The 11126-nt window shown below is 50.3% G+C and carries 15 protein-coding genes and 1 rRNA gene; 6 read left to right on the top strand and 10 right to left on the bottom strand.

What is annotated here, in order from left to right; translation table 11 throughout:
- A 16S ribosomal RNA gene (locus ABRZ26_RS23770) occupies window positions 1–81 on the bottom strand; the annotation flags it as partial.
- Window positions 82–568: 487 nt separating this feature from the next.
- On the opposite strand from ABRZ26_RS23770, the gene ABRZ26_RS23765 reads away from it, so the two are divergent.
- The gene (locus ABRZ26_RS23765; protein WP_319606541.1) at window positions 569–1105 is read left to right on the top strand and encodes a gamma carbonic anhydrase family protein; all 537 of its coding nucleotides are present in this window, start codon (window positions 569–571) and stop codon (window positions 1103–1105) included.
- Here the strand turns inward: ABRZ26_RS23765 and ABRZ26_RS23760 are convergent.
- Genes ABRZ26_RS23760 through dprA form a run of 6 tightly spaced genes read right to left on the bottom strand, consistent with a single transcriptional unit; the run spans window position 1102 to window position 4912 of the window.
- Window positions 1102–1359 carry a DUF1488 family protein gene (locus tag ABRZ26_RS23760; protein WP_319606540.1) on the bottom strand — a complete coding sequence of 86 codons (258 nt, stop codon included), beginning with the start codon at window positions 1357–1359 and terminating at the stop codon, window positions 1102–1104. The genes ABRZ26_RS23765 and ABRZ26_RS23760 overlap by 4 nt on opposite strands.
- Entirely contained in the window at window positions 1356–2183 is an 828-nt protein-coding gene (aroE, locus tag ABRZ26_RS23755; RefSeq protein WP_319606539.1) for a shikimate dehydrogenase, read from the bottom strand. The genes ABRZ26_RS23760 and aroE overlap by 4 nt, the downstream gene beginning before the upstream one ends.
- A gap of 20 nt (window positions 2184–2203) precedes the next feature.
- Entirely contained in the window at window positions 2204–2773 is a 570-nt protein-coding gene (gene tsaC, locus ABRZ26_RS23750; protein ID WP_319606538.1) for an L-threonylcarbamoyladenylate synthase type 1 TsaC, read from the bottom strand.
- Window positions 2766–3323, bottom strand: a complete 558-nt coding sequence (locus tag ABRZ26_RS23745; protein ID WP_319606537.1) for a DNA topoisomerase family protein — start codon at window positions 3321–3323, stop codon at window positions 2766–2768. The genes tsaC and ABRZ26_RS23745 overlap by 8 nt, the downstream gene beginning before the upstream one ends.
- A gap of 22 nt (window positions 3324–3345) precedes the next feature.
- Window positions 3346–3819: a DUF494 family protein gene (locus tag ABRZ26_RS23740; protein WP_048637267.1), complete on the bottom strand. Its 474-nt coding sequence runs from the start codon at window positions 3817–3819 to the stop codon at window positions 3346–3348.
- Window positions 3791–4912, bottom strand: a complete 1122-nt coding sequence (dprA, locus tag ABRZ26_RS23735; RefSeq protein WP_319606536.1) for a DNA-protecting protein DprA — start codon at window positions 4910–4912, stop codon at window positions 3791–3793. The genes ABRZ26_RS23740 and dprA overlap by 29 nt, the downstream gene beginning before the upstream one ends.
- Before the next feature lie 129 nt (window positions 4913–5041).
- On the opposite strand from dprA, the gene def reads away from it, so the two are divergent.
- From def to mscL, 5 genes are all read left to right on the top strand, one after another.
- Complete coding sequence (gene def / locus ABRZ26_RS23730) at window positions 5042–5551, top strand: peptide deformylase (RefSeq protein WP_319606535.1); 510 nt, start codon at window positions 5042–5044, stop codon at window positions 5549–5551.
- A 27-nt stretch (window positions 5552–5578) separates the two neighbouring features.
- On the top strand, window positions 5579–6526 hold the full coding sequence (fmt, locus tag ABRZ26_RS23725; protein ID WP_319606534.1) for a methionyl-tRNA formyltransferase: 948 nt from the start codon (window positions 5579–5581) through the stop codon (window positions 6524–6526).
- A 62-nt stretch (window positions 6527–6588) separates the two neighbouring features.
- Window positions 6589–7884, top strand: a complete 1296-nt coding sequence (gene rsmB / locus ABRZ26_RS23720; RefSeq protein ID WP_319606533.1) for a 16S rRNA (cytosine(967)-C(5))-methyltransferase RsmB — start codon at window positions 6589–6591, stop codon at window positions 7882–7884.
- Between the two features lie 52 nt (window positions 7885–7936).
- Window positions 7937–9313, top strand: a complete 1377-nt coding sequence (trkA, locus tag ABRZ26_RS23715; RefSeq protein WP_319606532.1) for a Trk system potassium transporter TrkA — start codon at window positions 7937–7939, stop codon at window positions 9311–9313.
- A gap of 95 nt (window positions 9314–9408) precedes the next feature.
- Window positions 9409–9807 (top strand): large-conductance mechanosensitive channel protein MscL, encoded by a 399-nt coding sequence (gene mscL, locus ABRZ26_RS23710; RefSeq protein WP_319606531.1) that lies wholly within the window; start codon window positions 9409–9411, stop codon window positions 9805–9807.
- A gap of 89 nt (window positions 9808–9896) precedes the next feature.
- Here the strand turns inward: mscL and ABRZ26_RS23705 are convergent, their stop codons facing one another.
- From ABRZ26_RS23705 to rplQ, 3 genes are all read right to left on the bottom strand, one after another.
- Window positions 9897–10097: an alternative ribosome-rescue factor A gene (locus ABRZ26_RS23705; RefSeq protein ID WP_319606530.1), complete on the bottom strand. Its 201-nt coding sequence runs from the start codon at window positions 10095–10097 to the stop codon at window positions 9897–9899.
- 84 nt (window positions 10098–10181) lie between these two features.
- Window positions 10182–10553: a DnaJ family domain-containing protein gene (locus ABRZ26_RS23700; protein ID WP_319606529.1), complete on the bottom strand. Its 372-nt coding sequence runs from the start codon at window positions 10551–10553 to the stop codon at window positions 10182–10184.
- Between the two features lie 170 nt (window positions 10554–10723).
- Window positions 10724–11116 (bottom strand): 50S ribosomal protein L17, encoded by a 393-nt coding sequence (rplQ, locus tag ABRZ26_RS23695; protein WP_009111220.1) that lies wholly within the window; start codon window positions 11114–11116, stop codon window positions 10724–10726.
- Between the last annotated feature and the right edge of the window lie 10 nt (window positions 11117–11126).

Genomic DNA, 11126 nt, shown 5'->3' with positions numbered 1-11126 from the left:
TTCTTCCCGCTGCCGCTCGACTTGCATGTGTTAGGCCTGCCGCCAGCGTTCAATCTGAGCCATGATCAAACTCTTCAATTTAAGATTTGTTTGATTCGCTAAGTTAATAGCTGTGCTCAAAGAATTAGTAACTGTTCATTCGTAATGAATTTACTGCTAGTCACTCTTCAAGACTTTTTTATATCGTCAGCCGATAGGTCTTGTGAGTGCCCACACAGATTGTCTGATTAAATTGTTAAAGAGCAGTGCGCGATGGCCTTGGCCGCTGCGCGAGGTGGCGTATATTACGCTTTCCTCTTTCAGAGTCAATGTTTATTTTAAACATCGTTCTCTTTTTCTTATCGACCCGCCGTTGTGTTCACAGCGCCGTGTCGATGGAGGCGCATTATAGGGATCCCAGATCTTTACACAACCACTTTTTCGATCTTTTTTTCCGTTCGCATAATTTTCGAGCCGTTCGTTGAGATCTTATACGATCGAGTCTATTTTCAGTGCTCTGTAGCCAGACATCTGCCGATATCTGGCCGAGATCTATACACATATAATTCAATCAATAAAGGGGTCACTGATGGATTCAGGAAACGTTCGCAACTATAAAGGTGTGTTCCCCGTCATCGGTAAAAACGTCATGATCGATTCGTCGAGCGTGATTATCGGTAAGGTAACGCTTAGCGACGACGTCAGCATTTGGCCTCTTGTCGTCATCCGCGGCGATGTGAACGATATACATATTGGTGCGAGAAGTAACGTCCAGGATGGTTCCGTACTGCATATCACGCACCAGTCAGAAAAGAACCCCGCCGGCCATCCGTTAATCATCGGTGAAGACGTCACCGTTGGACATAAAGCGATGCTGCATGGCTGCACGATAGGCAATCGCGTGTTGGTGGGGATGGGATCCATCATTCTCGACGGCGCAATCATTGAAGATGACGTAATGATCGGCGCGGGGAGTCTTGTTTCTCCGGGAAAACGCCTGGAAAGCGGTTATCTGTATTTAGGTAGTCCGGCTAAAAGGATCCGTCCCTTGAGCCAGGAAGAAATCGCAGGGCTGGTGTACTCGGCAAACAACTATGTTCGCTGGAAAAACGACTATCTCTCTTAGGAGAGCGAGAAATAGCCTTGGCTATCATATTCATCATTCAGCACCATTTTCTCAAACACGTCTTCCAGATCCCAACGATGCAGCCGGAACAGCGATAGCCACTGTTCCGGACTGTTTCCACCATAGCGTTGCACTAACTGCTCAGCGCTAATGCAGCATGTCTGCTGAAATCCATTAACCAGAACAGGAAAACAAACCGCCTTAAGATCATCGTCCCAGCTTTCACGATCCGGAAACTGGATAGCCTGATTCATTGAGCCAACTCCCGTTTAAGCTGCTCAATCACAGGAACGACATCCGGCATGACGCCATTCCAGATCTGGAAAGCGTGTGCGGCCTGCCCCACCAGCATACCCAAACCATCGGCATAACGGGTGGCGCCATGCTGCACGCACCAGGCTAAAAACGGCGTCAATTGGGACTGATAAAACATGTCATAACAACATGTTTGCGGTGAAATCAGTGAGGCAGGCAAATCAGGCGTCGTGCCATGCAAGCCTGAGGAGGTGGCATTGATAATCAGTTCAAAATCTTGCTCGCGCAAATCATCTGACTCAACGGCCTGAATATTGCCAATAGCGCTGAATAGCTGGGCTAAACTCTCGGCTTTGGCGAATGTCCTGTTGGTCAAGACGACTGAACAGCCATAAGCCAGCAGCGGCTGAATCACGCCGCGCGCCGCGCCACCCGCCCCTAGCAGCAAAACACGATCTTGTGATTTGATAAAATTCAGGCGCTGCAAGTCACTCAGTAAACCGACGCCATCGGTATTATCGCCAAATAAGCGTCCGTCATTGAGCTTCTTCAACGTGTTAACCGCTCCGGCAAGCGACGCCTCTTCGCTCAATACATCGGCTTTTGCGCAGGCCCGCTCTTTAAACGGAACGGTGATATTCGCCCCATGGGCGCCTTCCCGAAAGTAGCATTGCAATACATCCTCAAAGCTATCCAGCGGCGCCAATAGGCGTTTATAGCTCAGCTCAATGCCTGTCTGAGCGGCAAATAACTCATGTATACGCGGTGACTTGCTATGCGCGATTGGATTACCAAAAACAGCAAAAGACTTCATTTCAGACACGATACTCTCCAATCTTTACATCATCCCCGACGCAACAACTCACCGGTTAACACATCTCTAATTTCGGAAGGGTTGACTCTTCCCCCCACATCGCCACGTAAAACGGGAAAGCCCTCACCAAATTGTTGATACACTTCCTGCGCGGAACGACAAGGCGGCTGTCCGCTCAAATTGGCGCTGGTTGACACCAGAGGCTTACCGTAACCGAGACACAATTTTTTCACCAATGGATGAGCGCTGACCCGTACGGCAAGCGAATCAAATTGCCCGGTCAGCCATTTTGGCGTTGTTGGCCTGGCGGGGATCACCCAGGTAACAGGCCCGGGCCAGCGAGAAAACATCATCTCTTTTTGAGATTCGGACAATACGCTATCGTCTATGTAAGGTTCCAACTGCCGATAATCAGCCGCTATCAGAATCAAACCTTTTTGCCACGGGCGTTGCTTCAATGCCAGCAAACGACTAACCGCCAGCTCGCTGTCCGGATCGCACCCCAGACCAAAAACGGCTTCAGTGGGATAGGCAATGACCTCTTCGTTTAACAATGCCTGCAAAAGAGAAGCCGGTAAATTCCCGGAAATATCATTCATGATTATCAACTTCAGCCGTCACCGGCTTTCCACATAGTTTACTGGCGCAAAACAGCTTGATGCCTTGTGCCGTTTTCTTCTCGATAAGCAAAGGATAGTGGCAGTGGGGACACTCCCCGGCGACCGGTTTATGATTGAGCGTGAATTGGCACTCGGGATAACGATCGCAAGCGTGAAACACTTTTCCGTAGCGTGACTTGCGCTGTAACAACGTACCCTTCTGGCATTGCGGGCAATGCAGCGCCGTTTCATCCGGACGATCGATCGCCTCCGTATGATTACACGCCGGATAGTTGCCGCAGCCGATAAACATGCCATAGCGCCCTTGCCTCAACACGAGCGTTGACTGGCAAAGCGGACACAGTTGTCCATCCAGAACCTTAACCACATGGCCGTCAGCCTGAGCTTTGAGCGGGCGAATAAATTCACATTCAGGGTAACGAGAGCAACCAAGAAAAGGCCCGTGCCGTCCGGAACGGATAACCAGCACAGACCCGCATTCAGGGCAAACCTCTTGTTTCTTGTCAGCAAAAAGTACGGTTTTAGCCATTCCTTACCTATTACACTCCAGGCTATTGCACATAACCGTCATTTTCCTCAAACAGGAGTTCTTCCATTTGTTGATATGCGTTTTCACACCCAGGGACGTTAAACAGCACCATCAGAATGACCCATTTCAGATCCTCCAGATCAAACTCTTGCGTTTCAAGCGCCATTACCCTGTCGATCACCATCTCGCGCGTTTCCAGATTCAATACCTGGATCTGTTCGAGAAACAATAAAAAACCACGGCAATCGGCATCCAGGCGCTGTTCTTCATCCTGGGTATAAATACGTATTGCTAATGGGTCATGAGCCAGATTGAGCGGTGTATTCTGCCCTTCCTGTATGTCAGCCAATTTTTCCAGCCAACTCAACGCGCTGTAAATATCGTTGCGGTGAAATCCAGCACGGGTGAGGTCATCAGTCAACGTATCCTGATCGACACGCATTTCAGTTTCATTGTGGATATAAGTTTCAAACAAGTACATGAGTACGTCGAACATGGCCTGCCCTCCTTAATCGGACATAGCCGCCGGGTACTGCTGCGATCCATCCTGCTAACTCCAGTTCCAATAGTTTACCCACTATCTCTGGCACAGGTTGGCCGGCACGTTCAGCGACAACGTCAACAGGTGTAACCTCATCTCCTACGTTAGCCAACACGCCAGCAAATGGCAATTCAACATCCTCTTCTACGGCAGAAATAATTCCCTCCCCCTCCGTTGGCAGCCATTGAAGCCCATTTATTAACTGTTCAACCACATTTTTAGGATGAGTGACAAGGTAGGCGCCCTGTTGGATCAACCAATGCGTGCCTTCCGTCATCGGATTGCCGATCGGCCCCGGTAAAGCAAAGACTTCCCGGCCTTGTTCCAATGCATAGCGGGCCGTTACCAGCGATCCGCTACGTGTGGACGCCTCGATAACCAGGACGCCTAGGCTCAATCCGCTAATAATACGGTTTCGTCTTGGAAAATTCGTGGGCAACGGCGGCGCTGATAGGGAAAATTCGGAGACTAATGCGCCGCCCTGTTCAAGAATTCGAGCGGCAAGCGATTGATGACGCCGGGGGTAGATATGCGCCAGGCCGCTGCCTAACACCGCAATCGTCTTTCCCCCGGCGTCCAGCGCGGCGCGGTGTGCGACGCCATCGATCCCGACGGCCAGTCCGCTGGTGATGACGAGCTCATTAACCGCCAGCTCTTGTGCAAAAAATTGTCCCCATTGCTCACCGTAAGCACTGTTGTTACGACTACCAACAATGGCGATTTGCGGCGATGCCAATAGGGAAAGTTCGCCCGCGACAAACAATAAGAGCGGATAGGTGCTGATATTGCCAAGCAAAAAAGGGTATCGCTCATCGATACAGCTCACCATATGATGCGCGGGCTGTGACAACCAATATAGGGTTTCGTCCAGCGCTTTCCTATCACACTGTTGAAATTGTTCCGCCTGGACTTCCGTCATTCCAAGCGAGATTAAAAAACCCTTGCCGCCGTTGCCCTCGGCGATAAGTTTTTTGGCGATTTCCGCGGCCCGTCTGGCCCGCAAATGTTTGACCCCCATCAGGCGCAGCCAGATTTCCGTTGATAACATTCCGCATCCCTTATTCCGTCGCCTTCTGGCCAACCGTCAATATGATTGCCGATGCTGTCAATCGGTGCAGGAAATGTCTAGAATAAGCACTGATACTCTCCCATCACTCGGATACAGATCTAAATATATATGTCAGTTTTGCAGGTATTACATTTTCCGGATGAACGGCTACGCACAACGGCGCAGCCCGTAAAAGAAGTCAATGCAGACATTCAACGCATCGTCGACGATATGTTCGATACGATGTATGAAGAAGAAGGCATTGGCCTGGCCGCCACCCAGGTGGATATCCATCAACGTATTATTGTTATTGATGTTTCAGAATCACGGGATCAAAGATTGGTATTGATTAATCCCGAACTGATTGAGAAGGACGGCGATACCGGCATTGAAGAAGGCTGCCTGTCGATCCCTGAAACAAGAGCGCTCGTTCCACGCGCTGAACGAGTAAAAGTGCGCGCGCTGGATCGGGAAGGGAATACTTTTGAACTGGAAGCCGACGGTCTGCTAGCCATCTGTATTCAGCATGAAATGGATCATCTGGTCGGGAAACTGTTTATCGATTATCTCTCCCCGCTCAAACGCCAGAGGATCCGCCAGAAGCTGGAAAAACTGGCCAAGCAAAACAGCCGGGGTTGATCATTTACCTTCCTGACGGGAAACAACGTGTCTGATTCTTTACGTATTATCTTTGCCGGAACACCTGATTTTGCCGTGCGTCATCTGGAGGCGCTGCTAGCCTCCAAACATCAGGTCGTCGGCGTTTTCACTCAGCCGGATCGTCCGGCTGGCCGCGGAAAAAAGTTAACCGCCACGCCGGTCAAAGCGTTGGCGGAACAGCACGGTATTTCGGTGTATCAGCCCAAGTCGCTGCGTCACCCCGACGCTCAGCAGAGTGTTGCAGCGCTTAATGCCGATGTGATGGTGGTTGTCGCCTATGGACTGATTTTACCGCAGGCAGTCCTGGATATGCCGCGTCTCGGTTGTCTCAATGTGCATGGCTCGCTGCTGCCGCGCTGGCGGGGCGCCGCGCCGATTGAACGCGCGCTGTGGGCCGGCGATCGAAATACCGGCGTCACCATCATGCAGATGGATGCGGGGCTTGATACCGGTGCGATGCTGCATAAGATCGCGTGTCCTATCCTGCCACAGGACACCAGCGCGACGTTATACGCCAAACTGGCCGAGCTGGGGCCGCGCGGCTTATTGGAAACGCTGGAGCAGTTGGCTGATGGTCAAATAACGGCAGAGCCTCAGGATGACGCGTTGGCCACTTATGCGGAGAAACTCAGCAAAGAAGAAGCCCGCCTCGACTGGCGGTTGTCCGCCGCCCAGCTTGAACGCTGCGTACGCGCTTTCAATCCGCGGCCGGTCAGCTATTTTATCGTGGATAAACAGCCGGTTAAGGTATGGAAATGCCTGGCCGGCGCCGCGGAACATCAATCCCGGCCCGGCACCATTTTACATGCCGACAAAAAAGGGATTCAGGTCGCGACCGCAGACGGCGTGTTGACTATTCTTGAACTACAGCCAGCCGGTAAAAAAATCATGGCCGTACAGGATTTACTTAACTCCCGACGTGAATGGTTTATTGCAGGTAATGTTCTGGCTTAAACGCTATCTCATGCCGGCGGCACCCAGCCGGTATATCCTCTCTATTACGTAGTCGCTAACTAATGAAAAGCTCATATAACCTTCGCAGCATTACCGCTAAAGTGGTAGGGCAAGTATTGGACCATGGACAATCGCTCAGCACTTTATTGCCCGCTTATCAGAAAGATATTACTGATAAGGATCGCGCACTATTGCAAGAACTCTGCTTTGGCGTACTACGCGTATTACCGCAGTTAGAGTGGTGCATTCAGCAACTGATGGCAAAACCGTTGACCGGGAAACAGCGCGCTTTACACTACCTTATCATGGTCGGCATATATCAGTTGCTCTACACCCGCATCCCGCCGCATGCCGCGCTGGCTGAAACGGTAGAAGGAGCCGTCGCCTTGAAACGCCCTCAGCTCAAGGGGCTGATTAACGGCGTTTTACGGCAATTCCAGCGTCAGCAGGATGAACTGCTGCAACGAGTAGCGAATACCCCCTCACGCTACCTGCATCCAGGCTGGCTACTGACGCGCATTAAAAATGCCTATCCAGAAAACTGGCAAGACATTGTTGCCGCCAATAACCAGCGGCCGCCAATGTGGTTGCGGGTAAATCGCTTACATCACACCCGCGACGAATACCTCTCCTTGCTTGAACAACAAAGCATAGAGGCCGTGCCGCATCCCGATTATCCTGACGCCATCAGGCTGGCGGTTCCCTGCGCTGTCAACCTGCTACCCGGTTTCGCCCAAGGGTGGGTTACCGTACAGGATGCCTCCGCCCAGGGGTGTATTCATTGGCTAGCGCCTCAGGACGGCGAGCAAATTCTCGACCTATGCGCCGCGCCGGGCGGTAAAACAACCCATATCCTTGAGGCCGCGCCGAAAGCGCACGTACTGGCCGTCGATATTGATGATGAAAGACTTGCCAGAGTCAGAGAAAATTTGCAGCGCTTACAGCTAAACGCCGAATTAAAGCAAGGAGATGGACGGCAACCGCAAAGCTGGTGCGGCGATAAAATTTTCGATCGTATCTTGCTAGACGCGCCTTGCTCCGCCACAGGCGTCGTACGCCGTCACCCAGACATAAAATGGCTGCGCCGCGATAACGACATCGCCGAACTCGCACTACTGCAAAAAGACATTCTTGATGCAATCTGGCCGCGCCTGAAAACCGGCGGGACATTGGTTTATGCGACCTGCTCGATCTTGCCGGAAGAAAATCATCAGCAAATACATCACTTTTTGCTGCGCCACTCCGATGCTCAGTTAGTGGATACCGGCAGCCCAGACCGGCCTGGGATCCAAAAACTCCCTAGCCCGGAAGATGGTGACGGCTTCTTCTATGCAAAGCTGGTAAAAAACGAACATTAAACCCAGTATTGTTTAGAATCATCAAGCAATAACACATACGGCAGAATTAATTATGAAGATTATTATTCTTGGCGCTGGTCAGGTAGGCGGTACACTGGCGGAAAATCTGGCTGGTGAGAATAACGACATAACCGTCGTCGATACCGATACGACCCGTTTGCGTCAGCTCCAGGATAAATTTGATCTTAGAGTCGTCACGGGTTACGCCTCTCATCCGCGCGTGCTGCATGAAGCAGGAGCGGAAGATGCGGATATGCTAGTGGCGGTCACCAATTCCGATGAAACCAATATGGTTGCCTGTCAAATAGCCTATTCGCTTTTCAATACGCCGAATCGTATTGCGCGGATCCGATCGTCGGAATACATGCGTGAAGCCGATCGTTTATTTCTGCCTGAAGCCGTTCCCATTGATTATTTGATCTCTCCGGAACAATTGGTCATCGATAATATTTACAAGCTGATTGAATATCCCGGCGCTCTTCAGGTGGTTAATTTCGCTCAAGGCAAAGTGAGTATCGCCGCCGTCAATGCCTATTATGGCGGCCCGTTGGTCGGCAACGCCTTGTCATCTATTCGCGAACATATGCCGCACATAGAAACGCGCGTTGCCGCTATTTTCCGTCATGACCGTCCTATTCGCCCCCAAGGCTCTACGGTTATCGAAGCCGGGGATGAAGTCTTTTTTGTTGCCGCATCGCAGAATATCCGCGCCGTAATGAGCGAACTGCAACGCCTGGAAAACCCTTATAAGCGGATCATGATCGTTGGCGGCGGTAACGTTGGCGCCGGTCTGGCCCAACGATTAGAAAAAGATTACAGCATTAAACTGATAGAACATAACGCGGAGCGAGCCGCTGAACTGGCGGAATTATTACAGGATACCATCGTTTTTCATGGCGATGCCTCTGACCAGGAGCTTCTGGCAGAAGAGCATATCGAGCAAATGGATGTGTTCATCGCCATCACCAACGACGATGAAGCCAACATCATGTCCGCCATGCTGGCTAAACGAATGGGCGCCAAAAAAGTCATGGTGCTTATCCAGCGTCGAGCCTATGTCGATTTAGTGCAAGGAAGTGTGATTGATGTCGCTATATCCCCACAGCAAGCAACCATCTCCGCGTTATTAAGCCACGTACGTAAAGCGGATATCGTCAGCGTATCGTCGCTACGCAGAGGGGTCGCCGAAGCCATTGAGGCTATCGCGCATGGGGATGAAGGCACATCAAAAGTTGTCGGACGGCTGATTGAAGAGATAAAGCTACCGCCAGGAACGACTATCGGGGCAATTGTGCGCGGGGATGATGTCATCATTGCCAATGACAATACCCGGATTGAACAAGGCGACCATATCATTATGTTCTTAACAGATAAGAAATTCGTACCTGATGTAGAACGGCTATTCCAACCAAGCCCCTTCTTTTTGTAATAAATATGGGTAATGCATTAAACGTTATATGAGAATATGGCAAACATAGAACTATTTGTTAAAATTAATCTATCTTTTTATCAAGGAGAGTGGTTATGAGTATTATCAAAGAATTCCGCGAATTTGCCATGCGCGGAAATGTGGTCGATCTGGCCGTCGGGGTTATTATCGGTGCGGCATTTGGGAAAATCGTTTCTTCGCTGGTATCCGATATCATTATGCCCCCGTTGGGACTGCTGATTGGCGGCGTAGACTTTAAGCAGTTTAGTCTTGTATTACGAGCAGCCCAGGGTGATATACCCGCTGTCGTTATGCATTACGGTGTTTTCATTCAGAATATTTTTGACTTCGTTATTGTTGCGTTCGCTATTTTCCTCGCCATCAAATTAATGAACAAATTACGCCGTAAACAGGAAGATGCGCCAGCCGCTCCGCCGAAACCGAGTGCGGAAGAGAAGTTATTAACGGAAATCCGCGACCTGCTGAAAAAATAACCGGAGCCTGACTTTTCAGGACGAGAAATTCAGCAGCATTGTTTCTGACTTCTTCGTAATAGATTGTGAAATCCGCAGACCTCAGAAAATCAGAAGACCAGTGGTAAATAATCAATTGATTGCTTACCGCTGGCCTCCCAGTTTCCCTTCTTTACATGTTTGTCTTTTCTGCGATAGCTTCCTTTTCCCTTACTGTTTACTTCCACGCGTTGGCGAAACAGCGGGTCAGATAACAACGCTTCAATAGCATTGTCCTGTATTTTCCCTCGTTTATGACGATATACGGCCATACTTACCTCTGGTAATCAGGATGATGAAATAAAGCGGGAAGAGTATAGATGAGAATCAGCCTATAATATAGGCAGTTTTCAGAATTAATCCTGCGCGCCAAACGACTTTTTTAACACGTCGGCATATTCACTGTGCAAAAAATCAGTATTGATGCCTCGTTGTTGCAAACTCAGCTCGAGCAGACGAAACCGGCGGGAAACAGATTCGTACGTGGGAGATTCTCGGGAGATATTTTCCAACAGATCGGCTAATTGTAGCGCCTCTTTACGCTCTTGCAATTCAACAGGAAGGCAACCGGCGTTTTTTAATAGACGATAAGCGACCCTCAACTCAGGAGGAACAGCGCTGTCATCGTCCAGCATCAATGGCTTACCCGCGCCAGGCAAGTTATCAAAAGCGCCTTCTGACCGAGCTTGCGCAATATGGCGTTCAACCAAGTCATCAATTAACCACATAATAACCTCTGAAGTGTTGCCCACTGTCATAAAGGTTAGCGTATTCCAAACGTAAAAAAAACGCCCGTGGCGTTTTTCACTATTGCATCACTACGGCCCGAAAGAGGGCGGGCAGGGATCGCACGCCATAAAAAAACCGGGTTTCCCCGGTTTTTTTATGCGCTTGCAGATTACTCCGCAGTTGCAACTTCTTCTGTTTGAGAAGCTGAGCGATCAACGAGCTCGATGTATGCCATCGGCGCATTGTCGCCTGCACGGAAGCCACACTTCAGAATACGAGTGTAACCACCGGCACGGCTCGCGAAACGCGGACCCAGTTCATTAAACAGTTTTGCCACGATCTCGTTATCACGAGTACGGGCGAATGCCAGACGACGATTAGCAACGCTGTCGGTCTTGGCAAGAGTAATCAGCGGTTCAACAACACGACGCAGCTCTTTTGCTTTTGGCAGGGTTGTCTTGATGATCTCATGACGAACCAAAGAACTAGCCATGTTACGGAACATAGCCTGACGATGGCTGCTGTTACGGTTCAGTTGACGACCACTCTTACGATGGCGCATGACCTTATCC

The sequence above is a fragment of the Brenneria sp. L4-2C genome (assembly GCF_040240335.1).
Lineage (GTDB): Bacteria > Pseudomonadota > Gammaproteobacteria > Enterobacterales > Enterobacteriaceae > Brenneria.
Note: the sequence above shows the minus strand (reverse complement) of the source record. Positions and strands in the feature narration are given on the sequence as shown.

Excerpts from the sequence above, each read along its gene's own strand:
- ABRZ26_RS23765 (WP_319606541.1), top strand. The coding sequence starts at position 569 with ATGGATTCAGGAAACGTTCGCAACTATAAAGGTGTGTTCCCCGTCATC.
- ABRZ26_RS23760 (WP_319606540.1), bottom strand. The coding sequence starts at position 1,359 with ATGAATCAGGCTATCCAGTTTCCGGATCGTGAAAGCTGGGACGATGAT.
- tsaC (WP_319606538.1), bottom strand. The coding sequence starts at position 2,773 with ATGAATGATATTTCCGGGAATTTACCGGCTTCTCTTTTGCAGGCATTG.
- ABRZ26_RS23745 (WP_319606537.1), bottom strand. The coding sequence starts at position 3,323 with ATGGCTAAAACCGTACTTTTTGCTGACAAGAAACAAGAGGTTTGCCCT.
- ABRZ26_RS23740 (WP_048637267.1), bottom strand. The coding sequence starts at position 3,819 with ATGTTCGACGTACTCATGTACTTGTTTGAAACTTATATCCACAATGAA.
- dprA (WP_319606536.1), bottom strand. The coding sequence starts at position 4,912 with ATGTTATCAACGGAAATCTGGCTGCGCCTGATGGGGGTCAAACATTTG.
- def (WP_319606535.1), top strand. The coding sequence starts at position 5,042 with ATGTCAGTTTTGCAGGTATTACATTTTCCGGATGAACGGCTACGCACA.
- rsmB (WP_319606533.1), top strand. The coding sequence starts at position 6,589 with ATGAAAAGCTCATATAACCTTCGCAGCATTACCGCTAAAGTGGTAGGG.
- trkA (WP_319606532.1), top strand. The coding sequence starts at position 7,937 with ATGAAGATTATTATTCTTGGCGCTGGTCAGGTAGGCGGTACACTGGCG.
- mscL (WP_319606531.1), top strand. The coding sequence starts at position 9,409 with ATGAGTATTATCAAAGAATTCCGCGAATTTGCCATGCGCGGAAATGTG.
- ABRZ26_RS23705 (WP_319606530.1), bottom strand. The coding sequence starts at position 10,097 with ATGGCCGTATATCGTCATAAACGAGGGAAAATACAGGACAATGCTATT.
- ABRZ26_RS23700 (WP_319606529.1), bottom strand. The coding sequence starts at position 10,553 with ATGTGGTTAATTGATGACTTGGTTGAACGCCATATTGCGCAAGCTCGG.
- rplQ (WP_009111220.1), bottom strand. The coding sequence starts at position 11,116 with ATGCGCCATCGTAAGAGTGGTCGTCAACTGAACCGTAACAGCAGCCAT.